The organism is Aquitalea sp. FJL05 (assembly GCF_003852595.1).
GTDB classification, from domain to species: Bacteria; Pseudomonadota; Gammaproteobacteria; order Burkholderiales; family Chromobacteriaceae; genus Aquitalea; species Aquitalea aquatilis.
The window spans coordinates 44,382-68,914 of sequence record NZ_QAJS01000002.1; the positions used below are offsets into that span (position 1 = coordinate 44,382).

22 protein-coding genes are annotated in these 24,533 nt (G+C 63.3%); 6 read left to right on the forward strand and 16 right to left on the reverse strand.

The genetic code is table 11. The annotated features are described in order from the left end of the window. Nucleotides 1–601: 601 nt before the first annotated feature. The 5 genes from cobJ to bluB all read left to right on the forward strand — a co-directional run bounded on the left by cobJ (nt 602) and on the right by bluB (nt 5,966). Nucleotides 602–2,140: a precorrin-3B C(17)-methyltransferase gene (cobJ, locus tag DBR44_RS01680; RefSeq protein WP_124641436.1), complete on the forward strand. Its 1,539-nt coding sequence runs from the start codon at nt 602–604 to the stop codon at nt 2,138–2,140. Continuing rightward, nucleotides 2,137–3,237 (forward strand): GTP-binding protein, encoded by a 1,101-nt coding sequence (locus tag DBR44_RS01685; protein ID WP_124641438.1) that lies wholly within the window; start codon nt 2,137–2,139, stop codon nt 3,235–3,237. Before cobJ ends, DBR44_RS01685 begins: the two co-directional genes overlap by 4 nt. A gap of 173 nt (nt 3,238–3,410) precedes the next feature. Then, nucleotides 3,411–4,013, forward strand: coding sequence for a cob(I)yrinic acid a,c-diamide adenosyltransferase (gene cobO, locus DBR44_RS01690; protein ID WP_124641440.1), 603 nt, complete (start codon nt 3,411–3,413; stop codon nt 4,011–4,013). A gap of 1 nt (nt 4,014) precedes the next feature. After that, complete coding sequence (locus DBR44_RS01695; RefSeq protein WP_124641442.1) at nt 4,015–5,307, forward strand: cobyrinate a,c-diamide synthase; 1,293 nt, start codon at nt 4,015–4,017, stop codon at nt 5,305–5,307. Further along, nucleotides 5,304–5,966, forward strand: a complete 663-nt coding sequence (gene bluB, locus DBR44_RS01700) for a 5,6-dimethylbenzimidazole synthase (RefSeq protein ID WP_124641444.1) — start codon at nt 5,304–5,306, stop codon at nt 5,964–5,966. Before DBR44_RS01695 ends, bluB begins: the two co-directional genes overlap by 4 nt. On the opposite strand, the gene DBR44_RS01705 is transcribed toward bluB, so the two are convergent. The 14 genes from DBR44_RS01705 to DBR44_RS01770 form a co-directional block, all read right to left on the reverse strand. Next, nucleotides 5,951–7,129, reverse strand: coding sequence for a diguanylate cyclase (locus tag DBR44_RS01705; protein WP_124641446.1), 1,179 nt, complete (start codon nt 7,127–7,129; stop codon nt 5,951–5,953). The two genes, bluB and DBR44_RS01705, sit on opposite strands and share 16 nt — an antisense overlap. Before the next feature lie 252 nt (nt 7,130–7,381). Beyond that, the gene (locus tag DBR44_RS01710) at nt 7,382–8,824 is read right to left on the reverse strand and encodes an efflux transporter outer membrane subunit (protein WP_124641448.1); all 1,443 of its coding nucleotides are present in this window, start codon (nt 8,822–8,824) and stop codon (nt 7,382–7,384) included. After that, the gene (locus DBR44_RS01715) at nt 8,821–9,702 is read right to left on the reverse strand and encodes an HlyD family secretion protein (protein ID WP_124641450.1); all 882 of its coding nucleotides are present in this window, start codon (nt 9,700–9,702) and stop codon (nt 8,821–8,823) included. The genes DBR44_RS01710 and DBR44_RS01715 overlap by 4 nt, the downstream gene beginning before the upstream one ends. A gap of 2 nt (nt 9,703–9,704) precedes the next feature. Beyond that, nucleotides 9,705–9,908 (reverse strand): DUF1656 domain-containing protein, encoded by a 204-nt coding sequence (locus tag DBR44_RS01720; protein WP_124641452.1) that lies wholly within the window; start codon nt 9,906–9,908, stop codon nt 9,705–9,707. Next, nucleotides 9,905–11,974, reverse strand: coding sequence for an FUSC family protein (locus tag DBR44_RS01725; protein WP_124641455.1), 2,070 nt, complete (start codon nt 11,972–11,974; stop codon nt 9,905–9,907). The genes DBR44_RS01720 and DBR44_RS01725 overlap by 4 nt, the downstream gene beginning before the upstream one ends. Next, the gene (locus DBR44_RS01730) at nt 11,971–12,456 is read right to left on the reverse strand and encodes a MarR family winged helix-turn-helix transcriptional regulator (RefSeq protein WP_124641456.1); all 486 of its coding nucleotides are present in this window, start codon (nt 12,454–12,456) and stop codon (nt 11,971–11,973) included. The genes DBR44_RS01725 and DBR44_RS01730 overlap by 4 nt, the downstream gene beginning before the upstream one ends. A gap of 287 nt (nt 12,457–12,743) precedes the next feature. Then, nucleotides 12,744–13,160 (reverse strand): glycine zipper domain-containing protein, encoded by a 417-nt coding sequence (locus DBR44_RS01735; protein ID WP_124641458.1) that lies wholly within the window; start codon nt 13,158–13,160, stop codon nt 12,744–12,746. Nucleotides 13,161–13,302: 142 nt separating this feature from the next. Then, nucleotides 13,303–14,382, reverse strand: a complete 1,080-nt coding sequence (locus DBR44_RS01740) for an acyl-CoA desaturase (protein ID WP_124641460.1) — start codon at nt 14,380–14,382, stop codon at nt 13,303–13,305. Next, nucleotides 14,379–15,470, reverse strand: coding sequence for a sterol desaturase family protein (locus DBR44_RS01745; protein WP_124641462.1), 1,092 nt, complete (start codon nt 15,468–15,470; stop codon nt 14,379–14,381). The genes DBR44_RS01740 and DBR44_RS01745 overlap by 4 nt, the downstream gene beginning before the upstream one ends. Next, the gene (locus DBR44_RS01750; RefSeq protein WP_124641464.1) at nt 15,467–16,087 is read right to left on the reverse strand and encodes a phosphatase PAP2 family protein; all 621 of its coding nucleotides are present in this window, start codon (nt 16,085–16,087) and stop codon (nt 15,467–15,469) included. Before DBR44_RS01750 ends, DBR44_RS01745 begins: the two co-directional genes overlap by 4 nt. After that, the gene (locus DBR44_RS01755) at nt 16,084–17,373 is read right to left on the reverse strand and encodes a F390 synthetase-related protein (protein ID WP_124641466.1); all 1,290 of its coding nucleotides are present in this window, start codon (nt 17,371–17,373) and stop codon (nt 16,084–16,086) included. Before DBR44_RS01755 ends, DBR44_RS01750 begins: the two co-directional genes overlap by 4 nt. Next, nucleotides 17,370–18,182: an MBL fold metallo-hydrolase gene (locus DBR44_RS01760; RefSeq protein WP_124641468.1), complete on the reverse strand. Its 813-nt coding sequence runs from the start codon at nt 18,180–18,182 to the stop codon at nt 17,370–17,372. Before DBR44_RS01760 ends, DBR44_RS01755 begins: the two co-directional genes overlap by 4 nt. After that, nucleotides 18,166–19,200 (reverse strand): NAD(P)-dependent oxidoreductase, encoded by a 1,035-nt coding sequence (locus DBR44_RS01765; protein WP_124641469.1) that lies wholly within the window; start codon nt 19,198–19,200, stop codon nt 18,166–18,168. The genes DBR44_RS01760 and DBR44_RS01765 overlap by 17 nt, the downstream gene beginning before the upstream one ends. Next, nucleotides 19,197–20,168: a 3-oxoacyl-[acyl-carrier-protein] synthase III C-terminal domain-containing protein gene (locus tag DBR44_RS01770; RefSeq protein WP_124641471.1), complete on the reverse strand. Its 972-nt coding sequence runs from the start codon at nt 20,166–20,168 to the stop codon at nt 19,197–19,199. The genes DBR44_RS01765 and DBR44_RS01770 overlap by 4 nt, the downstream gene beginning before the upstream one ends. Nucleotides 20,169–20,481: 313 nt before the next feature. Here DBR44_RS01770 and DBR44_RS01775 point away from each other — a divergent pair, with 313 nt between their 5' ends. Further along, on the forward strand, nt 20,482–21,486 hold the full coding sequence (locus DBR44_RS01775; protein WP_233578285.1) for a TrkA family potassium uptake protein: 1,005 nt from the start codon (nt 20,482–20,484) through the stop codon (nt 21,484–21,486). Between the two features lie 171 nt (nt 21,487–21,657). Here DBR44_RS01775 and DBR44_RS01780 read toward each other — a convergent pair whose 3' ends face one another. Together DBR44_RS01780 and DBR44_RS01785 are read right to left on the reverse strand one after the other, a co-directional pair. Further along, nucleotides 21,658–23,466: a family 2A encapsulin nanocompartment cargo protein cysteine desulfurase gene (locus DBR44_RS01780; RefSeq protein WP_199730947.1), complete on the reverse strand. Its 1,809-nt coding sequence runs from the start codon at nt 23,464–23,466 to the stop codon at nt 21,658–21,660. Beyond that, a complete protein-coding gene (locus DBR44_RS01785; protein ID WP_124641473.1) occupies nt 23,441–24,373 on the reverse strand; it encodes a family 2A encapsulin nanocompartment shell protein in 933 nt (310 codons plus the stop codon). The genes DBR44_RS01780 and DBR44_RS01785 overlap by 26 nt, the downstream gene beginning before the upstream one ends. Between the last annotated feature and the right edge of the window lie 160 nt (nt 24,374–24,533).

Consider the following 24,533-nt stretch of genomic DNA (forward strand, 5'->3'; position numbering starts at 1 on the left):
CGCTTAAGACCTCGCCCCGGCCACCCGCCGGCATGCTTGATGGGGCCCATGGGGGCGTTGGTACGGTGGTTGATTTATGAAAAACAAACAGCATCGTTGGTGACCCAGTCTCCAGACGAGGCCAAGACAGCAGTAAAAATTAGGATGTGCCAGGTATCGTCGCAATCGTTGGTTCGTTGAAACAACAAATTCGACGCAGCCCCAGTCCCGTCAGCGCGAGCCGACGCAGACATGCTGCCCAAGGTTTTAAGCGGCTGCATGTTTGAGCACCGTGACGGTAGCACGGTGCGAGTTCAGCCGCGCCTTGGGCAGGATGACTGGGGCGGGAATTCGACGCGCTGCGGGTCGCCTTTTCTTTGGGTACTTTCTTTTGGCGAAGCAAAAGCAAAGTACCTCGACGGCGGGGCGAAACCCGCGAAGTTGATTTGTTTTTTGCGTGAGTAACTGGAAGGAAAACCGCGCAGTAAAACCCGGCGACGTAGGACCACAGTCCAGCACCGCTACGTAACAAATGCAGGATTTACATCCGCAATGCGCACCACGCATTGCCCAGACAAACACATGGCAGGCCCCGCCTGCTCGCAGCAGAAAGCATGAAGCAATGACCGGCAAACTCTATCTTGTCTCCGTCGGCCCCGGCAGCCGCGAACTGATCCCGCCAATGGTGGAGCAGGCGCTGGCCGCCAGCGATGTCATCGTCGCCTACGACCTCTACCTTACATGGATCCAGCCGTGGATTGCCGGCAAGGACATCCGTACCCTGCCGCTGACCCAGGAGCGCGACCGCGCCCAGCTGGCGCTGGCCGAAGCCCGTGCCGGCAAAACCGTTGCGCTGATTTCCAGCGGCGACATCGGCATCTACGCCATGGCCACGCTGGCCTACGAAGACATGCGCGAGGATGATACCTTCGATGTGCAGCTGATTCCCGGCATCACCTCGGCCAATGCCTGCGCCTCGCTGCTGGGCGCGCCGCTGTCGCACGACTTTGCCACGCTCAGCCTGTCCGACCTGCTGTGCCCGTGGGAGTGGATCGAAAGCCGCGCCCGCCATATTGCCCAGGCCGATCTGGCCGTGGTGTTTTACAACGTGCAAAGCAAGCAGCGTCAGGAAGGCGTGTACCGCATTCTGGACATCATGCTGGAACACAAGCGGCCGGAAACGCTGTGCGGCATCGTGCACAATGCCTACCGCGAAGGCCAGACGGTGGAAATCGTCAGCCTGGCCGAGCTGCGCACCCGCCAGTTCAACATGCTGACCTCGCTGGTGATCGGCAACCGCTTCACCCGCCGCAAGCGTAACTGGATGTTTACCCCGCGCGGCTATTTCAACTGGCAGAACACGGCCGACACCGTCAAGGCCGACACGCTGCCCAGCGCAGCGGCCTGGGTATTTGCCGGCACCAGCGACGGCAATGCGCTGGCCCGCCAGCTGGCGGCAAACGGCCAGCCGGTGATTGTCAGCACGGCCAGCGACTACGGCGCAGAGCTGGTGGAAGCCAGCAGCCCCGGCCTCACCAGCATCAGCGGGCGGCTGGGTGTGGAGCGCCGCCGTGAGCTGCTGCAACAAAGCCAGGCACGCTGCATCGTCGATGCCACTCATCCTTACGCCACCGAGATGTCACAACAGCTGATGGCGCTGGCGCAAGAGCTGGCCCTGCCCTATCTGCGTTATGAACGCTCCAGCGCTCCGGACCAGCACCCGGCCATCCACTGCGCCAGCATGGCGGATGCCGCCGCACTGGCAATGCAGCACGGCCAGCGCATTTTCCTCGCCACCGGCAGCAAGGAGCTGGCCAGTTTCGTGCAGGCCGAGGGCGCGGCCGACAAGCAATGGTTCGTGCGGCTGGCACCGGACCCGCAACACCTGCAACGCGCCATCGATCTGGGCATTCCGCGCGCGCGGCTGTGCGCCATGCAAGGCCCGTTTTCGCAGGCCGCCAATGAAACCCTGTGGCGCGACTGGCAGATCGACTGCGTGGTGAGCAAGCAATCCGGTGATGCCGGTGGCTATGGTGCCAAGGCTGCGGCTGCCGCCGCACTGGGCATTCCCTTCATCGTGGTGGACCGTCCGCAATTGGACTACCCGGTCAGCTTTGCCGACTTCACCAGCCTGCAGGCCGCGCTGGAGCAACTGGCATGAGCAGCCCGCGCATTCCGGTCACCGTGCTCACCGGTTTTCTGGGTGCGGGCAAGACCACCCTGCTGGCCAATCTGATTCGTGACAGCAAGCAGCGCCGGCTGGCCATTCTGGTCAACGAGTTTGGCGAGGTGTCCATCGACGGCACCATTCTGCGCGACAGCGACACCGCCGGCGTGGAAATCCACGATCTGGCCAACGGCCTGGTGGCTTACGACGACGACGAGCACTTCCTGCCCACCATGCTGGCCTTGTGGCAGCGCCGCCAGCAGATCGACCATGTGCTGATCGAAACCTCGGGGCTGGCCCTGCCCAGCGCGGTGATGGAACAGCTGCAAGGGCCGGAGCTGGCCGAGCGCTTTGTGCTGGACGCCACGCTGGCGGTGGTGGACACCCCGCTGCTGCTGGCGGGCGACTTTGACGCCGGCCAGGACCAGCAGGACGACGCGGTGGCCAGCCTGTTCCGCCAGCAGCTGGAAAACGCCGACATCGTGGTGCTCAACAAGATCGACCAGTTGGACGATGCCGCCATGCTGCAAGCGGAAAGCACGGTGCGCCAGCTGGTGCCGTCCATCCGCTTCATCGAGCTGGCCTATCAGGCCAAGCTGGACACCCGGCTGACGCTGGGCCTGCACCTGCACGAAGTCAGCGGCAGCGGCCACCGCCATTACGGCCCGGTGTCCAGCCTGCCGCTGAATCTGCGTCCGCTGGCCAACCAGACCCTGCTGGACGGCCACAGCCACGGCGGACTGGCCGCCCACAGCCATGGCCTGACCACCCACAAGCATTTTCACGAACAGGACCCGGGTTGGCAGTCCTTCCTGATTCGCAGCAAGGACGCCCAAGAACCGGCACGCCTGCTGGCAGCGGTGGAAACCATTGCCCGCGAAGAAGCGCTGCTGCGCATCAAGGGCCATGCCGCCTGCGTTGATGGCAAGGGCCGGCTGGCGCTGCAGGCAGTGCGTCAGCGCGTAGAGCTGCAACAGGAACCGGACACCGCCGCGCCACGGCAGGCGCAGCTGGTGTTCATCGGCTATCACCCCAGCCGGCCGCGCATTGTGGAGCTGCTACGCACACTCACCGGCACCCACTGGCAGTGACAGCGGCTGACAAAAACCCTGTCGCTGCGTTGCGCCTCCTTGCCGTACTGCTTGTACTGTCTGCGTCGGCGCGCCTTGCCACAGGGACGCTGCGCTCTTGTCAGCCGCTCTGGATGTACCCATAAGCAATAACCCGACCGCTGTATCAGACCAGCAATCAGAAGGAAACCGCCATGAAAACCGACGCCGCCGCCCACCAGCGCATGGTGGAAAAGCGCAAGGCCGGCTTTGAAAAGAAAAAGGCCGCCGCCACCAAGGAAAAAGGCTTGCTCATCGTCCATACCGGTACCGGCAAGGGCAAGAGCAGCGCCGCCTTTGGCATGGGGCTGCGCATTGTCGGCCACGGCATGCAGCTAGGCGTGGTGCAGTTCATCAAGGGCGCGCTGCACACCGCCGAGCGCGACCTGTTCAGCCGCTTCGACAACTGCCGCTTCCTCACCATGGGCGAGGGCTATACCTGGAACACCCAGAACCGCGAGGCCGACATCGCCACCGCGCGCCAGGGCTGGGACGCCGCGCTGGAGATGCTGCACAGCGGCCACTACGACATGCTGATCCTGGACGAGCTGAACATCGTGCTGAAGTACGACTACCTGCCGCTGGACGAGGTACTGGCCGCGCTGGCCAGCCGCCCGGCCAATCTGCATGTGGTGATTACCGGCCGCCATGCGCCGCAGGCGCTGATCGACGCCGCCGATCTGGTCACCGAGATGAAGCTGGTCAAACACCCCTACCGCGAGCAAGGCATCAAGGCCCAGCAAGGCGTGGAGTTCTGACATGGCCATCCGCCACTGCCCGGCGCTGTTCATCAGCGCCCCGGCTTCGCACCAGGGCAAGACCACCCTCAGCGCCGGGCTGGCCCGCTACCACCGCCAGCAGGGCCGGCGCGTACGCGTGTTCAAGACCGGGCCGGATTTTCTCGACCCCTATGTACTGGAACAGGCCAGCGGCCACACCGTTTACGCGCTGGATTTGTGGATGAATGGCGAGGACGACTGCCGCCAGCGCCTGTATGCGGCGGCGGCCGAGGCTGACCTGATCCTGATCGAAGGCAGCATGGGTCTGTTCGATGGCACCCCCAGCAGTGCCGACCTGGCGCAGCTGTTCGGCGTGCCGGTGGCCGCCATCATCGACGCCTCCGGCATGGCGCAGACCTTTGCTGCCGTGGCGCATGGCCTGGCGACATTCCGCCCCGGCCTGCCGTTTTATGGCGTACTGGCCAATCAGGTGGCATCAAGCCGCCATGCGGAAATGCTCACCACGGCCCTGCCCGCCAGCCTCAACTATCTGGGCGCGGTGATGCGCCAGCAGGACATGGGCCTGCCGGAGCGGCATCTGGGCCTGGTGCAGGCGCAGGAGGTGGCCGATCTGGAAGCGCGGCTGCAGCGCGCCGCCGCCCAGCTGGCCAATACCGCGCTGGCGCAGCTGCCGCCGCTGGTCGCCTTTCAGCCCGCCCAACCAGCGGTCCTGCCACGCCTGCTGCACGGCGTGCGCATCGCCATCGCCCGTGACACCGCCTTCAGCTTTATCTACCCGGCCAATATCGAGACGCTACAGGCATTGGGGGCCGAACTACATTACTTCTCGCCACTGGCTGACGAAGCGCTACCCACCTGCGACGCCGTCTGGCTGCCGGGCGGTTACCCGGAACTGCATCTGGCCACACTGGCCGCTGCCAGCCTCTGCCGTACCGGCCTGCACGCCCATGTGGCTGCCGGCAAACCGCTGTATGCCGAGTGTGGCGGCATGCTGTATTTGCTGGACAGCCTGGCCGACAAACATGGCCAGCGCGCAGCCATGCTGGGCCTGCTGCCCGGCCATGCCCGCCTGGGTAGCCGCCTGAGCGCGCTGGGCCTGCAACAACTTGAGCTGGATGGTGAAGTGCTGCGTGGCCACACCTTCCACTACTCCAGTCTGGACACCCCCATCGCTCCGCTTACCCATGCCAGCCGTGCCACAGGTAGCGGGCAAGGCGAGCCGGTGTACCGCCATGGCAGCCTGCTGGCCAGCTATCTGCACCTGTATTTCCCGTCCAACCCCGAAGCCTGCGCCAGACTGTTCCTGCCATGAATGCCTATCCCCAAGCCGAAATCGACGCCGTCTACCGCGCCATCCGCGAGCGGCGCGACATGCGCCACTTCAAGCCGGACCCGGTCGATCCTGCCCTGCTGCAACGCCTGCTGCAAGCCGCCCATCTGGCCCCCAGCGTCGGCTTCATGCAGCCCTGGCGCTTCATCCGCATTACCAATACCACCCTGCGCCGCCAACTGCATGACGAAGTGGAAATCGAGCGGGTGGCCACCGCCAAGGCACTGGGCCAGCGTGAAGAAGAATTCATGAAGCTGAAGGTGGAAGGCATTGTGGACTGTGGCGAGGTACTGGTGGCGGCACTGATGGACGGACGCGAGCGCCATGTATTCGGCCGCCGCACCCTGCCGGAAATGGATATCTGCTCGATAGCCTGCGCCATCCAGAACATGTGGCTGGCCGCCCGCGCCGAAGGCATTGGCCTGGGCTGGGTATCGCTGTTCGACCCGCAGCGGCTGGGCACGCTGCTGGGCCTGCCAGCTGAAGCCAAGGCAGTGGCGATCCTGTGCATCGGCCATGTCGAGGCCTTCTACGACAAACCCATGCTGGAACAGGAAAACTGGGCCAGCCGGCAAAACCTGGCCGAGCTGGTATTTGAAAACGGCTGGGGTCCGCTCAGTGCCGTTCAGGCGGCATCCTGAGCATAGGCCTGCACCCGGTTGCGCCCGGCCTGCTTGGCTGCGTACAAGGCCTGGTCGGCGTGGCGGTACAGATCAGCAAAGGTCTCGCCTTGCTCACGCACGGCCAGGCCCATGCTGACGCGGTAACTCAGGCTGCCGCTGTCGGTGGCAATGTGCTGCGCCGCCACCGCCAGGCGCAGGCGTTCGGCCACGCGCATGGCTTCGGCTGGCGGTGTGGCCGGCAGGGCGATGCCGAATTCTTCACCCCCCATGCGGCCAATGTAGTCTGCGGCACGCACGTGCCGGCGAATCAGCTCGGTAAAAGCCACCAGCACGCGGTCACCGGTCTGGTGGCCATGGCTGTCGTTGATCTGCTTGAAAAAATCCAGATCGGCCAGCACAAAACAGAAGGCATCGCCGGTGAGGTTTGCCCGCTGTAGATCGGCCAGAATACGGGTCTCGAAGCTTTGCCGCGTCAGTGTGCCCGTCATGCCATCGCGCTCGGCACGCCAGGTGGCATCGCTCAACAACTGCTGCTGCACCATGGCCGCCGCCAGCATGGACAGGCCGGGTACCAGCGCGGCGGTCAGACTCATGGACATCACATTGGCCGGCGTACTGGCAAACAGGTCGGACAAATTACCCAAACCAGCGCCGTAATAGATGGCTCGCGCGGTATGCAGCAAGGCGGTGGCAATGCTGCAGGCGGCACCCAGCCAGTAGACGACCGCTCCCTGGCCGGCCGGACGGTGGCGGCACAGCAGATAAGCGGTGGCAACAAACACCACGGCGATACCGCCCGAGGCAATGATGACGCGCAGCCGGATCACATCCACCACCAGGGTGAACCACAACAGGCCAGCAAGGGCGCAGAGTATCAGTGCCAACCAGAAACGGCTGTAGGCGGGCCGACCCAGAAAACGGGCGCAACCGATATAGAACAGGCTGGCGGCAAGCAGCCCCAGTCCATTGCTGAGCACCACGCTGAACACCAGCGGCAGCACGGTGCGCAGGCCCAGCGCCGGCAGATAGGCCACCATGGCGATATTGGCGGCGATCCAGCTGCGAGTACCCGCCACCCCGGCTTTGCGCAAGGCCAGCAGCTGCACCAGGATGCAGGCGCACAAAATATCGGTTACCAGGAAAACCGGCAACAACACGGGAACGCTGGCAGGTGCGGACATGGCGGAAATTCCGGACTGAAGACGGCGATGGCCGATGCTATACGCGCGACCAGACAGGCACAACAGAAATCACACCCGCCTGGCATGAATTGCCACCATTTCGGATTCGCCTGCACTGAGCGGGGGGTGGCAGAACCTTATCAGCGCTGACAAAACCTCGTAGAAGACCCGCCCCCAGGTGTGCCGACGCCGACAGCAGCAGGTGTACGACAAGTCCGTGCAACACAGGAGCGGGGGTTTGGTTTGCCGGCCCTAGTGGCCGGTTTGCGTTTTACCCTCTTCCCAGCCGCCACCCAAGGCCAGGAACAGATTGACCTGATCCTGCGCCAGCTGACTTTCCGCGCTGGCCACGGCGCTTTCGTTGCCAACCAGGGTGCGGTCGGCATCCAGGCTGGACAAATAGGGTGAACGCCCCGCCTGATACAGCCGGCGGTTCTGCGCGGCGGCCTGTTTGGCACTGTCGCGCGCCGTGCGCAACAAGGTCAGCCGCTGCAAATCCTTGCCGTACAGACTGAGGCTGGTTTCCACCTCGCGCAGGGCATTGAGCACCACGCCGTCAAAGTGGGCCAGTGCGGCGGCATTATCGGCCTTGGCTGCCGTCACCCGCGCCCGGGCACCGCTGTCGGGAATGGTCCAGCTGATCAGCGGGCCATAGCCGAAACGCTGGGTGGAACGCTGACCCACATCTTCCAGCAAGCCGGTAAAGCCAGCCGATGCCCCCAGCGTGATGCTGGGGTAAAGCTCGGCGGTGGCCACGCCTATCATGGCGCTGGACTGTGCCAGCTTGCGCTCGGCCTGCTGCACATCCGGCCGGCGTGCCAGCAAGGCCCGGCCATCGCCCACCGGAATGGCTTGTGCCAGTTGTGGCTCCTGCGCGCAGGACAGTGCCGCTGCTGGCAGGGTCTCGGCCGGGGTCTGTCCCAGCAGCATGGCCAGGCGGTAACGGGCGGCATCGCGCTGGGCCTGATAGGCCGGCAGGCCAGCGGCGACGCTGTCGGCCTGGGCCTGGGCGCGCAGCACATCCGTAGCAGTGAGCCGGCCGGCACCGGCCAGGCGGCGTGTCAGTTCCAGCTGTTTCTGCTGCAGGGCGGACTGCTGCTGCAATACCTGATAGCCATGATTGGCCGAGCAGATCTGCAGATAGCTGCGCACGGTTTCGGCGGTCACGGTGATGCGGGCGAGATCCCGGGCAGCCACGCTGGCTTCGCTATTGGCTTCGGCGGCCTCGTCGCCGCGTCTGAGCTTGCCAAACAGGTCAAGCTGATAGGCCACGCGTATGCCCTCGTCACCCAGATTGCTCACCGGCAGCGGCACATCCAGCAACATGCTCTGGCCGGAGATGCGTGCGCGTTCGGCCGATGCCGACAGCGCCGCATGCGGGCCAGCCTCGGCATTGACCTGGCTGGCTACCGCCAAGGCCTTTTGCAGATTGGCGGTGGCGGCACGCAAATCGGTATTGGCCTGTTGTGCCTGCTCCACCAGCTGGTTCAGCACCGGATCGTGGTAGAGCTGCCACCAGCGCGGGGCAAGCGGCTGGCTGGAGGTCAGCCGGCCATCGGCATTGGCAAAACGGCCTTGTGCTGCCTGACGTTGCATGGCGGAATTGGCCGGCAGCTGGTAATCCGGGCCAACGGTGGTGCAGCCGGCAAGCGTGGTCAGCGCCAATAGCAGCCCGGCAGGATAAAGACGGCTCACGGCTGGCCTCCCTTGACGGCCACCACGGCCACGGTGGCGGTGCGCCCGGCAATCATGCGGAAGTCGGCCGGGACTTCATCCAGGGTAATGCGCACCGGAATGCGCTGGGCCAGCCGCACCCAGTTGAAAGTAGGATTCACATTGGGCAGCAGGGTGGCACCATTGCTGCGGTCACGGTCTTCGATGCCGGCGGCAATGCTCTGCACATGGCCGCGCAGCTTGTGCGCCTCGCCCATGATCTGGATTTCCACCGGCTGGTTGACCTGCACCCGGTTCATCTTGGTTTCTTCGAAATAGCCATCCACATGGAAGGAATGGGCATCCACCATCGACAACACCGGCTTGCCGGTGCTGACGTAATCGCCCACGCGCGGGGTGCGGTCGTTGAGATAACCATCCACCGGGCTGCTCACCACGGTGCGCTGCAGATTGAGCCGGGCCACTTCCACCGCGGTTGTAGCGGCAGCGACACTGGCCTCGTCCTGTTGCACACGGGCTTCGCTCTGCTCGATGTTTTCCCTGGCCACCAGATCACTCAGGCCACGGTTGCGTGCCGCTTCGCGTTTTGCCTGCGACAAACCGGCGCTCTGCTGTGCCAATGCCGCTTCGGCCTGCTTGAGTGCCAGCGCGTAGCGGGCGCGGTCGATGACGAACAACACCTGGCCGCGTTTCACCAGCTGGTTGTCAGTGACTTTCACCTCGGTAATCAGCCCGGACACATCCGGGGCGATCTGCACCACGTCGGCGCGGATATGGCCATCCCGCGTCCACGGCGCATTGGTGTAGTAATCCCACAGATAACGCCCCACCAGCACGGCCGCCACCACCACGATCAGGGTCAGCACTACCGGCCCTGCTTTGCCTATCAGCTTTTTCATCATTACCATCCGCGAGTCAGCACGACGAAACCGCCGAGCACAATCACATACAAGGCAAAGTTCATCAGAGAACGGTGCCATACCAGTTTGTAGAAGCCCAGCTGACCCAGGAGGATGCGCAGGCCGGCGGTGACGCCAAAGGCCAGCACCATCAGGATCAGCAGGCTGGGGAAATACACCCCGTAGATTTCAACTTCACCAATCACGACGTCATGCCTCCTGCAGGCAAGGGTGGGCAGGCTGCCAGGGCATAGCTGCCGGCAACCGGAAACAGGGTGATGCGCAATTCGACCAGCGCATTCAGTACGGTCTGGACGTGATGATCGCTGCGGCGCGATTCGGCCAGAACCTGATTGAGTGCCGCGTCGATGCGCTGCAACAGGTGTGCATCTGCCTGGCGGTAATGCCGCTGCGCCAGCGCCTGGCGGTAATGCCGCTCCACCTCGTCCAGCACCTGCTGCACCGCCACGCCGGCGGGGCCGGTCTGGGCATTTTCATCACGCTGCAGATGCAGCACGCTAAAACCGGCACGCAACTCGTTGAACACCTGCGGCAGCTGGTCATGGCCACTGGCGGCCAGCCGTGGAATCAGCAGGCCCAGCCGGTCCAGCATGCGGGCGGTGAGCTGGGCATAGTCATCCAGCCGGCGACCGGCCGAGGTTTCGGCCAGATCATGCCAGCTGGCACGACGCAGCCGGCGGATGGCCAGCTCGATGCCAAATGGCCGCACCAGCAGGCTGAACAGCAGCGCAAACGACACGCCCACCACGGTAGCCACATTGCCGTTGAAGAAGGCAGTGAAGTCGGTATCGTAAGCGCCTTGCAGGCTGAGGAAGGTGGCGGTGTTCACCGTCAGCATCATGGCAATCATGGTGAACTGCGGCCGGGTAAACAGCGTGCCCACCAGCAAGAACGGGACAGCCAGCATGGCCACCAGCATTTCAAAGGTATAGGCCGCCGGAATCACCATGAACAGCAGCACGGTCGTCAGCGCGATGCTGACCAGCGCCCAGATCAGGAAGGTACGCATCATCGGTGCCGGCTCGTCCAGCGCAGCAAAGAAGCAGGAAGCAATCGCCACCATGATCACGGCACCGGAACCATCGGTCCAGCCCAGCTGTATCCATAGCTGGCAGGCCAGGAAAATGGCGGTCGAAGCCTGCAAGGCTGAAAACGCCATCATGCCGTAATCGTAATGCCGGGCCGTGCCGCCCACCGGCCAGTGACGATAAGCCGGTTTCCATTGGAAGGTGGGGTGCTCTTCGGCAATCAGTTGCTGCAATAGCCGGCAGTCCAGCCACAGATTGATCAGCGATTGCAAACGCGCCAGCCCGTGGGCAATCAGCAGCGCCTGCCAGCTGTCGCCGCTGGCAATCTGCTGTTTCAGCGCGGCCAGCCGCCGCTGCAGCAAGGGCACATCGCGCCGCAGATGGCCCAGATCGGGACTGGCCATCCAGTGCGCCACTTCGTGCATCAGCTCGCTCAGCCCGACAGGCATGCCATCCTGCTGCCGGAGCAGCGCCTGCTTGGTTTCGGTCAGCGACGACAGAATGGGCAGCAACATGCTCATGCGGCCGCGCAGCTCGCGGGCATTTTTCACCACGGCGAAACTGGTGGTGTCGTAAGACAGGTGGGAGATGAACTGATCCAGTGCCAGGATATCCGCCGCCAGCTTGTGGCGGCTGGCATGCAAGGGCTGGCCGGCGGCATCGCTCTGTTGCAGCAGCTCGCAAGCCCAGTCGCGCGCATCGCCCAGCCAACTGGCAATGCGGGCCGAGAAAATGGGGGCGACTTTCCCCGGCCACACCAGCGCCGACACCACGCTGGCACACAGGATGCCAACCAGGATTTCCTCGCTGCGCGCCAGTGCCAGATCGAAAATGCCTTCCGGATTATTCAGCGCCGGCAAGGCAATCATCGGCAGCGTATAGGCAGACAGCATGAACAGATAGCTGCGCGGGGTACGGTCCAGCAGCGAGATGCTCAGCAGCGTGCCGGTCCACAGCGCCACCACCAGGCTGAGCAGGGTGGGCGCATTGACAAACAGCGGCATGAAAATGACCGCCGCCGTCGCCCCCAGCAAGGTGCCGCCAATGCGGTATACCGCCTTGGAACGGGTGGCCCCGGTCAGCGGATGCGACACCACATACACCGTGGCCATCGCCCAGTAAGGTCGTGGCAATTCCAGCGCCATGGCCAGATACAGCGCCAGCATGGCAGCGACAAAGGCCTTGGCCGAAAACAGCCAGTCACGCCAGCCCGGCAGCGTCATGCGCGTGCCTGGCCAGCCATGGCTGCCAGTTCGGCCACCAGCCCCGGCCGCTGATAGGCGGACTCTACCGCCGCAAACACCCGCAAAGTGGCTTCCAGATCGGCCGGCGACACATCGCGGAACACCAGCGCGCGCAAATGGACCAGCTCGGCTTCGATCTTGTCGGTCAAGGCGCGGCCTTCGTCGGTGAACCACAGGGTATTGGAGCGGCGGTCCACCTTGTCTTTTTCGCGGCGGACCAGGCCAGCACTAGCCAGTTGGTCGATGACCCGCACCAACGATGGCCCCTCGATGCCAATTTCCTCGGCAAGTGCCACCTGGTTGATGCCTTCCCCCAGCCGGCCAATGAAAATCAGCGCCGAAGCGCCCGGCGCGGTCAGCCCGTGGTCAAGTACCACTTCCTGGGAAATCTGCCGCCATTTGCGCCCGGCATGCATGATGGCGCTGGTGATGCCAAGCCGTAGTAAATCTACACTGTTCATAATGCTTCGCATGTGAATGATTTGATTGCTAATCAATTATAGAAAACAGCAAGCCTGCCAGGCAAGTACTTTATCGCGGCAGCCTTAGCGATAACCGTCGGCAATCACTTACCGGAGCGAGAGTGTGAGCCAGCCACCATCGGCTGACCAGAGATCAGTGCATGTACAGGCCAGGGCGGGGAAACGCAGACATCGTGTCGCTCTGTACACGATAGATGAGATAAACATGTGCCGCGCAAAATGAAAAAGCCCTGATTGCTCAGGGCCCGGTCTGCAGTGAAAACAACTCAATCGCCGTGACGATAATAGCCATCGCGCCCGTCGCGGCCATGCCAGCCACGGTCATGCCATTCGCGATCATGCCAGTCGCGGTATTGCCCGTGCCGGTCCTCATGCCAGTGCGGATAGCGCGGCGGCTCGACATAGCGCACGGGGGCAACATAAGTCACCGGCTGGTAAACCGGCACTGGGGCCGGTGCCGGGCGGTAGTCGCGGTAGTCATCACGCTGGTAGGCCAGCGCGGTACCAACGCTGCCGCCCACCGCGCCACCGATGATGGCACCGTTACGGCCGCCGATGGATTGGCCGACGGCAGCACCCACCGCACCGCCAAGTGCACCACCCAGAATGGCAGAAGAATCGGCATAAGCCATGCCGGTGAAGGAAAGCGCCAGCAGCGCGGGGATCAGGATTCGGGTTTTCATGGACTGGACCTCCAGTGCGTTGATACCAGTCCAGATTAATCAATGGCAGGTAACCGCTTGTAAAACAGTGTGAAGAACTATTGCCCGCCCCACCCTGCTACACATCTGCACACAAAAACCGCCGTGCCGCTGCGCTATGCGCTCATGCGTGCGGCTTCGCCCCCATCGCACGCAGAAAGCGCTGCTGCGCCCGCCATAGCTGCGGATAACTGAGGCAGCGATAAGGCAGGCCATGTGCCGCCGCCTGCTGCTGCACGATGCGGGCCAGCGCCGGATAGTGGCGATGGCTGTAGGCCGGAAACAGGTGATGGGTCAGGTGCAGATGCAGTCCGCCAAGCAAGCCGCCGAGCCAGGCAGGTGCCGGCAGCCAGTCGCAACAGGTGAGAAACTGGTGCTCATGCCAGGTGTGCGGCAAGCGGCCGTCAGCATCCGGCTGAAAAAACGCCACATCAGCCCAGTGCGTGCCAAGAATCATGGCCACCAGAAAACAGGACGCCAGCATCTGCCCGGCCACATAACACAGCAGCACCGTGCCCCAGCCAATGGCGCTGCCCTGCAGCAGCCACAACGGCAGCCCCAGTGCCAGCAGCACATGGGCGGCCTTGCTGGCCAGAAAATGTGGCGTACTGATCGGCCTGGAGTCACGCAGCCGCAGCTTGCTCCTGCCCAACCAGTCCAGCCAGTCGCCATACCAGCACAGATAAGGCAAGGACAAGGCAGCAATCAGCGGCCAGTAGCGATGCTGCCAGCGATACTGCACGGCCCAGGCCTGAAAGGGTGTCTGCCGCAAGAAGGGATTGGGCTCGATGTCCAGATCGTATTCTTCGACATTGGGGTAGGTATGGTGCAGATGAACATGACGACGGGTCCAGATATCGGCATCCACGCCCATCGGCAGGCTGGTCAGCCGTGCCAGCAGCCGATTGAGACCGGCAGAGCGGAACACGGCACCATGCGCAGCATCATGCAGGCTGTTCATCGCCAGCAGCATGGCCAGCACAAACGCGGCGATATAAGCTGCGGCAAAGCTACCCACGTGCGTGGCATGCAAGGCCTGCCAATAACAGTAGAGGCTCAAGCCGCCCAGCACTGCCGCCTTGCCGGCAATGCCAAGTCCGGCGTAGCGGTGACCACCCTGGGTGGCCAGATAGTCCTGCGCCGCCTGCTGCAGCGCCAGTCGGAACGCCAGTTGCCGGGAAGACTGAAAACGCAACTGACTCATGCCGCTCCCTCCGCACAGTGCCAGCCCAACACGCCATGCAACAGCAATAGTGCAGACAGTGTCAGCGCTGCGGCATCACGCAGGCCTAGCAGCACACAAACCAGGGGCAGCCCCAGCGTCAGGGCCAGCCATGCCTGCCAGCCACGCCGCTGCCGATCCGACATCGCCCCCAGGGCCAGCGTACCGGCCAGCAAGCCGCCAAACAGGCTCCACTGCTGCCAGGGCGAGAAGCTGCCGGCCATCTGCACGTAGTAAATCACCCAGCCAAACAGCACCACCGCACCGCTGGCAATATAAGGGCCACTGATCTGCCAGCCCTCACCTGCCCTGCTTGCTGGCCACCAGCGATCCGACCAGGCCGCCAGCCAGGGATTGCTGGCCAGTAGCGGGTTGAAGGACGCGGCACTGCCCGGCACGCCATATACCAGTGGCACATCGTCGCGCGGCGGCTGGTAACTGCCGAAGCAGCGGTCCCACAGCAGAAAAGTGCCGCCAAAGTTGCGGTTCAGATAAAGCGGATGGGTGGCGTGATGCACCCGGTGCGCAGCCGGGGTCACCAGCAGCCCCTCCAGCCAGCCGGAACGGCCGACAAAGGCATTATGGTTGTACAACTGCACCGCGTAATGAAATGAGGAAGCAGCGACAAACAGCTCCAGCGGCAGGCCCAGCACCGCCAGCGGTGCCACGAACAGCAGCGAAGTGAGCGAGGAATACCAGGAATTGCGAATGCCCAGCGACAGGCTGAAATGCTCACCCTGATGATGCACACGATGTACTGCCCACAGCAGCGGCCAGCGGTGATGGGCGCGGTGCATGCAGTAAAAGCTGAGATCCCAGCCGACGATGGCCACCAGCCACTGGGCATAGAACGGCAAGCGATCCACCAGATGCAGGTTGGCATGGGTCAGCAGCCAGCCAAACATCGCCACCTCGACGCCGCGCAGCGCCCACATCAGGATATGGCCGGAATTCAGGTTGAACACGATTTCATGCCAGGGAATGGCCTCCTTGCGCCAGTAGCGCAAGGCCAGCAGTTCCAGCAGCACGATGGCCAGCATCAGGGCAAAAGTCAGGGCAAATACATTCATGCGCAACGATACCGAAAAAAAGAATGCAGAACAGGACGGGCCGCCAGCCAGCCACTCAACAGACCAAGCAACAAGCCAGCACCCAGATCCAGCGTCAGGTGGCGGCGCAGCTGAATCACCGCCAGCAAGATGGCCAGCGCCCACAGCAGTAGCAGCGCATTGCGCCAGGGCCGCCGGTCATCCCACAGCGCCCACAAGGCCAGCCAGGTCAGTGCGCCATGCAAGGACGGCAGACAGTTACCCGGGGTGTCGAAGCGCAGCAAAAGCTGCAGCAAACCGTGCGACGGTGCGGACACGACTGGCGGATAGGCAAGCGTGGTGGGCCACAACAGGAAAACCATGCCTGCCAGTAATGCCGACAACTGCATGGCGTGTTGCAGCCAGCGCAGCCGTTGCTGCGGCGTCAGCCAAAAGGCCGCGGGAACCAGCAGAAAAAACGACAGATACAGCCAGATGGCCGCAGGATCGAAAGCCAGCAGCCGGTCGCTGGCCAGTTCCGGCAGCACCCAGGCCGGTCCGCTGCGCAGACTGCCCAGGGTATAGGCACAGCCCACCGAGCCCCAGCCCAGCAACAGATGCCGCAAACGTGGCGGCAATTGGCGCAGCAGCCGCTTCATGCCTGCTCCCGGATGATGCGCCGGCGCTTGCGGCTGGTATCCAGCGGCGGCAAGTGCTGCTCGTGTTGCCACTGCAACGCTGCCACATCCACGCCAGCGCCTTGCAGTACGCGCTCCAGATGCGCCTGCACGGCCACCTGCTGCCGCTCCGGCAACGCCAGATGCAGCGTCAGTGAGCAGGAACCGGTCTGGCGCAAACGATAGTCGGCATCAAACGGCAAGACCTGGGCCAGCGCACGGCCAAGCAGGTCGGCAAAGACCGTTTGTGGCCGCCCGTGGCGGTCGGGCAGCAGCAGCATGTCGTCACAGCGCCCTTCCACCCCGTCCAGCGCCATGCTGGCCCGCCCGCATGGACAGGGCGTGGCACGCGCCAGCAGCACGTCGTTCAGCCGGTAGCGCACGATGGGCTGGGTATAGCGGCTGAAATCGGTAATCACCGGCACGAAGCGGCGGTGCGCGTCATCCAGCCATTCCGGTTCGACATGCAGGTACTCCTCGTTCAGATGCAACACCCCGGCGGCACAGGTGCTGGCGAGAAAACCCTCGGTCGCCTGATAGATTTCATGCACGGCACCGAAGGCCTGTTCGATCAGCTGCCGGTCCTGCGCTTCCAGCACCTCGGCAATGGAGTACACCCGCTTGGGCTGTAGCCGGATGCGGCCTTGCAGCTGCGCCAGCGCCAGTTCGCGCAAGACCTGGGCCGGTGCCAGCAAGATGCTGGGCTGATAATCGGCCAGCAAGGGCAGATGCTCGGCAAACGGGCGGAACAGGTCGAAATAGCGAAACGTCAGCCAGCGGCTACGCACGGCGGTGTAGAGATTACTGTTGGCGCGCAGGAACAGCGCCACCCGCTCGCGCGCCAGCAGGCCATCCGGCAAGGCGCGCGCCAGCATGATGCCGGCCCACTGCGCCTGCTCGCGCCGACTCACCACAAAGGCCGCCCGCTGTGCGGTGGTGCCGGAGGACAGCCCCACGGTATAGGGGCCGATGGTGGGAACAAAATCCCGGCTGTGTTCAGCACGCAGGGCGATCTGCATCACCTCATCCAGCCGCAGGCCAGCGCTGTTCATCTGGTCGAAATGCTGCAGCATCAGCGCCTTGTCCATCCGCGGCCATTGCGCCAGCGGCAAGTCGCCCAGCGCGGCAAAATACGGGCTACGCTGCTGCAGGCGACGGCAAAACACCGCCAATTGCTGCTGTTGATAGCGTTCCAGCGCCGCCCGGTCGTGAAATTGCAGCCGCCGCGCCTGCCAGTAGGCCAGCATCACCCGCAGTAGCCGCATCATGCCGGGCCATCCTCTTGCTGGTGTGTCAGACGAATATCATGCAAGCCATTGCGGTACAAGGCATGCAGCCGGCCCAGCGTCTGGTAGTAGGCAGCACGCTGATGCTGGATCAGGAAAGTCAGCTCGGCAGGACCGCGCAAGTCCTGGAATCCTTCGCGGGCCCAGGCGGCATCCGAGGCCAGCAAGGTCCAGCCCTGCTCGGTGCGGACAAAAGCGCCCAGATGCCCCGGCGCATGGCCGGGCAGGTCCACCACCAGCACCTCACCACTGCCGGAAAGATCGCGGGCGTGGGTGAAAGGTGCCAGCTCCGCCGGCAGCTCAAGCAGCTCAAGCGCTTCGACAAAGTGCAGCCGGCTGTCGATATCGGCGGGCAGCAAGGCAGGCAGAAAAGCCTGACGCAATGCGGCAAGCCCAGACAGACCGCGCACGGCCTGCCAGCCCGTGGCCGAGCACCATAACTGGGCCTGAGGGAAGTCGCGCAGGCCGGCGATATGGTCGGCATGAAAGTGTGACAACACCAGCGCATGGATATCGCGACTGGCCAGACCGCGTGCCTGCAGCTGGCTTGACAAGGCATCTGCCGCATTGAAAGTCACCGGGGTCACCAGCGGATACAGGCGATAGACACCCTGGCGCGTGGCGGCATGAAAGTGCTCGGCATAGCCGGTGTCCCACAGCAGCAGGCGGTCGCGGGTTTCGATCAAATAAGCACGCGAGGGAAAGCAGCGGCTGGCCAGCCCTGCCCCTTTGAGCGCCATGCAGGCCGGATGGGTACAATGACCCACGCTGAACTCATGCAATCTGGCCATCAGCCTGCTCCCTCAGCCCCTGCTCCCTCAGCCAGTCCGCAGTACGCTGTATGCCCTCTTGCATGCTGTAGGGCGGAACATAAGCCAGGCGTTCGCAGGCGCGACGGTTGTCCAGCGTCATGTCGAAATGCACAGCCCCCAGGCTGTAAGGGGTGAGAACCGGCTCACGCCCATTCAGCCGTGACAGCCACTGCAAGGCCAGGCTGGCGTAATGCAGCACAGGATAAGGCGGGCTGACGATGCGCATCGGCCAGCCCAGCTCCTCGACAAACAGCTGTTGCAGCACCTGCTTGAGCACGGCCGGCTGCTGATTGGTGATATTGAACACTTCGCCGCTGATCAGACCGGGCTGACAACTGGCCAGCCACATGGCATGGGTGACGTTGCCGACATAGGTCAGGTCCAGCAACACCGCGCCGCCTCGCGGCAAGGGCAGCCGCGCCCCCGGACGGCGCAACAAACGCGCCAAGCGAGGGATCAGCACCTGATCGTATTCGCCGAAAATGGCACGCGGCCGCAGGATGATGCAGCGCATGCCCTGATAACGGGCCACGGCCTGCTGCACCTTGTCCTCGGCCTGCGCCTTGCTGCGGGCATAGGCGTTGACATACTGTCGCGGGCGATAGCTTTCCGGAATCTGGCAGCGATGCTGAAAATCGAAATACAGCGCCGGCGTGGAAATATGCACGAAATGGCTAACGCCTGCCTCGCCAGCCGCCTGCAGCAGGCGCTCGGTGGCCAGCACATTGGCAGAGATGAAATCGGCCTCTACCCCCCAGGGCGCAGACAGGGCGGCACAATGCCATACCGTATCGATGCCGTGCAGCAGACCTGCCATTTCCGCGCTGGTGGCAAGCGCCAGATCCAGTTGCAGGAATTCCGCCCCCTGCGCCACCAGTTGCCGGCCAATGTCCAGCTTGCGGCCGGTGGCGCGGACCCGACAGCCACGCTGCAGCAGCATGGTCACAGCATTGCGCCCCAGCCCTCCGGTTGCACCGGTCACCAGCACCTGTTTCATAAGTCCCATACCAGCCCGCCCAGACTCAGCCCGGCGGCGGTCCCCAGCATCAGCAGACGCTGGCCACGCACGGCCCGCCCGCTGGCTACGGCCTCATGCAGTACGGTGGGCAAGGACGCCGCCACCTGATTACCGTGACTGGCGTAGATATCGACAACCCGTTCACGGCCGATGCCGAGTTTTTTCGCCATATGCTGCATGGCCAGATGGCTGGCCTGATGCGGCAACACCCAGTCTATGCTGTCCAGACCACCCGGCGTGGCAGCCAGCAGGCCGTCGATAAAGGCCGGCATGCGTTCCGAAGCCAGCTTGAACACGGCCTTGCCCTGCATCTTGAACAGAAAATCGCTGGCCACCGCCCCACGGCGCGGATTGCACTGGGTGCCACCGGCGCGGATTTCGCAATAGCGCCGCCCTTCCGGATAGCTGGCCAGCCGGAACGCACGCAGGCCCTGCCCCACGCCCCCCCGCTCCACGATGGCGGCGGCGGCACCATCGCCAAAAATCAGCGAGGCTTCGGGATTGCTCCAGTCCAGCCCGCGCGAGGCCAGATCGGCCGCGACAATGGCAATGCGGCGGTAAGCGCCGCTTTGCAGCAGGCTGTCGGCCACCTGCAAGGCACTGAGGAAGCTCAGACAGCTGGCATTGACATCAAACACCGCCATCCCAGCGGGCAGGCCGGCGGCATGCGCGATGAAACAGGCTGTCCCCGGCAGCGCCTGCTCGGGGATGCCACATGCACTGATCAACAGATCGATATCCCCCACGCCCAGCCCGGCATTGTCCAGGGCCGCATGCAGGGCACGCGCGGCCAGTGCGCTCTGTGTCTCCTGTTCGCCAGCAAAATAGCGGGTATGCACGCCGCTTTTGCGCAAGCAATCACCCGGGCGACAGCCCAGACGCAGGTCAAGATCGGCAGCGCTGACCGACTGTTCTGGCAACGCCTTTCCGGTGGCAATCAGTTTCATAATGTGTGTTCATGACTTCATCTTTGCGCCAGTGCGACCAGCTTAGCCTGATGGCAGCTGCGTGCGGATCAGCAGCACCCGCTCTGGAAATCAATTTTCCTGAAATCACTATTTACGTTTAATTTAAACCGAGCAGTTTATGAGTGTTGCATAATGAACGCAATGCGTAATGTCACCTACCGGTAATACTAGGCGGCGAGCCGCTTGACCCGGCCCTGCACAGGGAAGTCAGCGCCCTGCTGTAAATCAAGGGGAAACCACGGTGAAAATACTCCGCTACAACTATCCATTTATCCTGCAATAGCAAGCTATAATGCCGCTTTTCCAAGCCTCCTCACCCATGCGCCACAGTTTCCCGCGTAAGCTCGTGTTCCTCAGCAGCCTGGTGTTTGCCGCCCTGCTGTTTGGCACCTCCGGCTACATGCTGATCGAGGACTGGAGCTTTTCCGACAGTCTGTTCATGACCGTCATCACGCTGGCCACCATCGGCTATGGCGAAACCCACAACCTGTCGCTGGAAGGCCGCTATTTCACCATTGCGCTGATCGTGTTCGGCACCGGCGTGGTCGGTTATGGCATCTCCTCCCTCACCCTGATGCTGTTTCAGGGCGACCTGCCGCTTTATCTGAGACGAAAGAAAATGGAAAAACTGATTGCGCGCATGCGCCAGCACACCATCATTTGCGGGCTGAGCCATACCGGGCGCTACGCGCTGGAAGAGTTGCTGGGCACCCGCCATCAGGTGGTAGTCATCGAAAAGGACGAGGCCAATATCGCCCTGCTGCAAGAGCGTGATGTGCCCTTCATCGTCGGCGATGCTTCTGAAGACGAAAACCTCAGCGCCGCCGGCATCACCCATGCCCGCGCACTGATTTCCTGCCTGAGTGCCGATGCCGACAACGCCTTTGTGGTGGTAACAGCCAAGAGTCTGAACCCGGCGGTACTGGCCGTGGCCAAGGCGGAAAACGAAAGCTCGCGCAAGAAGCTATTGGCGGTGGGCGCGGACAATGTGGTGATTCCGTCCCACCTGGGTGGCATGAATATGGCCAATATCGTGGCCCACCCGGAAACCCTGCACTTCTTCGAACACCTGCACCATCGCTATCCCAACCAGTTTCATGCCCAGGTGCATGTACTGGACGAGCGCTGGGAAGGCCAGCCGCTGGGCAGCTTTCTCAAGGATGGCTTCGATGGCAAGGCCATGGTGATTGCGCTGGAGCGCAGCCCCGGCGAGGTGGAGTTTTCACCAGATCCGGAAGTCATCATGCACACTGGCGAATCGCTGCTGCTGATCCGCAACCAGCAAGCCAGCAGCTGAGCAACACACCAAACGAAAAGGGCCGACACATACGCATCGGCCCTTTCTTCATTTCCAGCGCAGCTTAGAGCTGCTAACAAAACCTCGTAGAGAACCCGGGTCAAGGCGCGCCGGCGCAGACAGTACAACTAGTACGGCAAGGAGGCGCAGGGGGGGGGTTGTTAGCGGGTCTTAATGCCGCCGCGCCAGCCGCTGCAATACCGAAACCAGAGTATCGACCTCTTCGCAGGTGTTATAGAAAGCCAGCGAAGACCGCACCGTGGCTTCCAGCCCGAAGCGCCGCAGAATCGGCTGGGCGCAGTGGTGGCCGGAGCGCACCGCAATGCCTTCCTGATTCAGCGCCTTGCCCACCTCCTCGGTGCGATAGCCCGGCAGCACGAAGGACAGCACGCTGGCCTTGTTGGCCGCCGTGCCCACCAGCCGCAGGCCCGGCACCGACTGCAGGCCGTGGGTGGCGTATACCAGCAGGCCGTGCTCGTAATGGGCAATGGCTTCCAGCCCGATACGCTCGACATAGTCGATGGCCGCGCCCAGCCCCACCGCATCCGCGATATTGCCGGTACCGGCTTCGAACTTGTTGGGTGCCGGCTGGTATAGCGTCTTCTCGAAGGTGACATCGGCAATCATGTTGCCACCCCCTTGCCACGGCGGCATGCTGTCCAGCAATTCCTGCTTGCCGTACACCACGCCAATGCCGGTGGGTGCAAATACCTTGTGCCCGGAGAACACAAAGAAATCCGCATCCAGCGCCTGCACGTTCACCCGCATGTGCGATACCGACTGCGCCCCGTCCACCAGCACCCGTGCCCCGGCGGCATGCGCCAGCGCCACGATTTCCTGCACCGGCGTCACCGTACCCAGCGCATTGGATACCTGGGTGATGGCCACCAGCCTGGTGCGGCTGTTCAGCAGCTTGCGGTATTCGTCCAGCAGGATCTGCCCGCTGTCATCCACCGGAATCACCCGGATCCTGGCCCCGCTGGCCGCAGCCAGCATTTGCCAGGGCACGATGTTGGCGTGGTGCTCCAGCTGCGACACCACGATTTCATCGCCCGCGCCGATGTTCTGCCGCCCCCAGGTATTGGCCACCAGATTGATGGCCTCGGTGGCACCGCGTACGAAAATCACCTGATCCGGGCTGGGCGAGCCAATGAAACGGGCCACCTTGTTACGGGCCGCTTCATAGGCATCCGTCGCCCGTGCCGCCAGTTCATGCGCGGCACGGTGGATGTTAGAGTTTTCGTGCTGGTAGAAATAGGCCAGCCGGTCGATCACCGCTTGCGGCTTGTGCGTGGTGGCGGCGTTGTCCAGCCAGATCAAGGGCTTGCCATTAACCCGCTCGGCCAGGATGGGGAAGTCACGTCGCACGGCATTGACATCAAAGCCATGGCTGCGACTGGCCACCTTGCGGTCGAAATCCGGTGCCCTGCCATGTTGCGGCCATTCCTCGACAAAGTAATAACCATGGCTATTACCATGCCCCGGAGTTGCCACCACCGGCTGGCGACTGTCACCGGCCAGCAAGGCGCGCAGCTCATCCGCCCCCGGCAAACCGAAGGACTGCGCCGTCACCCGGTCATCCACCGCCACATCGCTGGTGGAAGACGGATAGCCGGCAGACTCGCCGATAAAGTAATACGGCGAGGACGGCAGCGCTGCGCCGGCAGCGGACGGGGCGGAAGGCTGGGCCGCCGCCAGTTGCGGAATGGCCACGCCATAGCCTTCCGGCACGGCATAGGCATGCGGGCCGCTACGGCCAAAACCATCGAGCGCGGCGGGTTCCGGCGTGTGTGCAGCGGCAGCAGCCGGTTGTGGCGACAGCTGTGGGCCGGCCACGTCCAGATTCAGCCCGCTGGCGGCAGGCGGCGGGCTGCCCGGCACCTGACCCGGCAAGGCGCTGAAGAAGGCATTGGCCAGATTCGCCAGTTGGGCGATGTCCGGCAAGCCCTCAGGCTTACTTGTAGGTATCTGGGTAGTCATGGTACTTGCCAATCTCCACGTCTTCGAGCACGGCCAGCGCATCTTCGGTCAGCACGGCCAGCGAGCAATACAGCGAAATCAGGTAGGACGCGATGGCGTTGCGGTTGATGCCCATGAAGCGCACCGACAGCCCCGGGCTCTGTTCGCCAGCCACGCCCGGCTGGTACAGGCCAACCACGCCCTGGCGCTTTTCACCCACGCGCAGCAGCAGGATCTTGGTCTTGCCATCTTCATCGATAGGCAGCTTGTCGGACGGGATGATGGGCACACCGCGCCAGGTGATGAACTGCGAACCGAACAGGCTGACGGTCGGCGGCGGCACACCACGACGGGTGCATTCACGGCCGAAGGCGGCGATGGCCAGCGGGTGGGCCAGGAAAAAACCCGGCTCTTTCCATACCTTGGTCAGCAGCTCGTCCAGATCGTCCGGGGTCGGTGCGCCGGTCAGGGTGGAGATGCGCTGGGTGTCGTCCACATTGGCCAGGAGGCCGTATTCCGGGTTGTTGATCAGCTCGGATTCCTGACGCTCCTTGATGGTTTCAATGGTCAGGCGCAGCTGTTCCTTGATCTGGTCGTGCGGGCTGCTGTACAGGTCGGACACGCGGGTGTGCACGTCCAGCACGGTGGTGACCGCATTCAGGAACAGCTCACGCGGCTGCTCTTCGTAATCGACAAAGGTTTGCGGCAGTTCGGACTCGTCGCGCTGCGAGCAGGCTACCTGCACCCCGGCGGCGTTCTTGACACGATTAAGACGGAAAATGCCCGCTTCTACCGGCGACCATTGCAGCAGATGCACCAGCCAGCGCGGGCTGATGGTGGACAACTGCGGTACGGTTTTGGTGGCATTGGCCAGTTGGCGCGCGGCGTTGTCGCCCAGTGCCTGTTTGACGTCCTGATGTTGAGACATGTCTGCTCCATAAGGGATGGTGGAAGAAACAAAACTGCAGGCAGCACAACCCCCTTGCCGGCGGCCTGCAGGCAAAGCTCCGCCCTGCCCGCTGTCCATGCAGCGCGACGAGGTGGTCAATCAGTGATTGGTAGTGGTGAGGTTAAGAGCGGCTAACAAA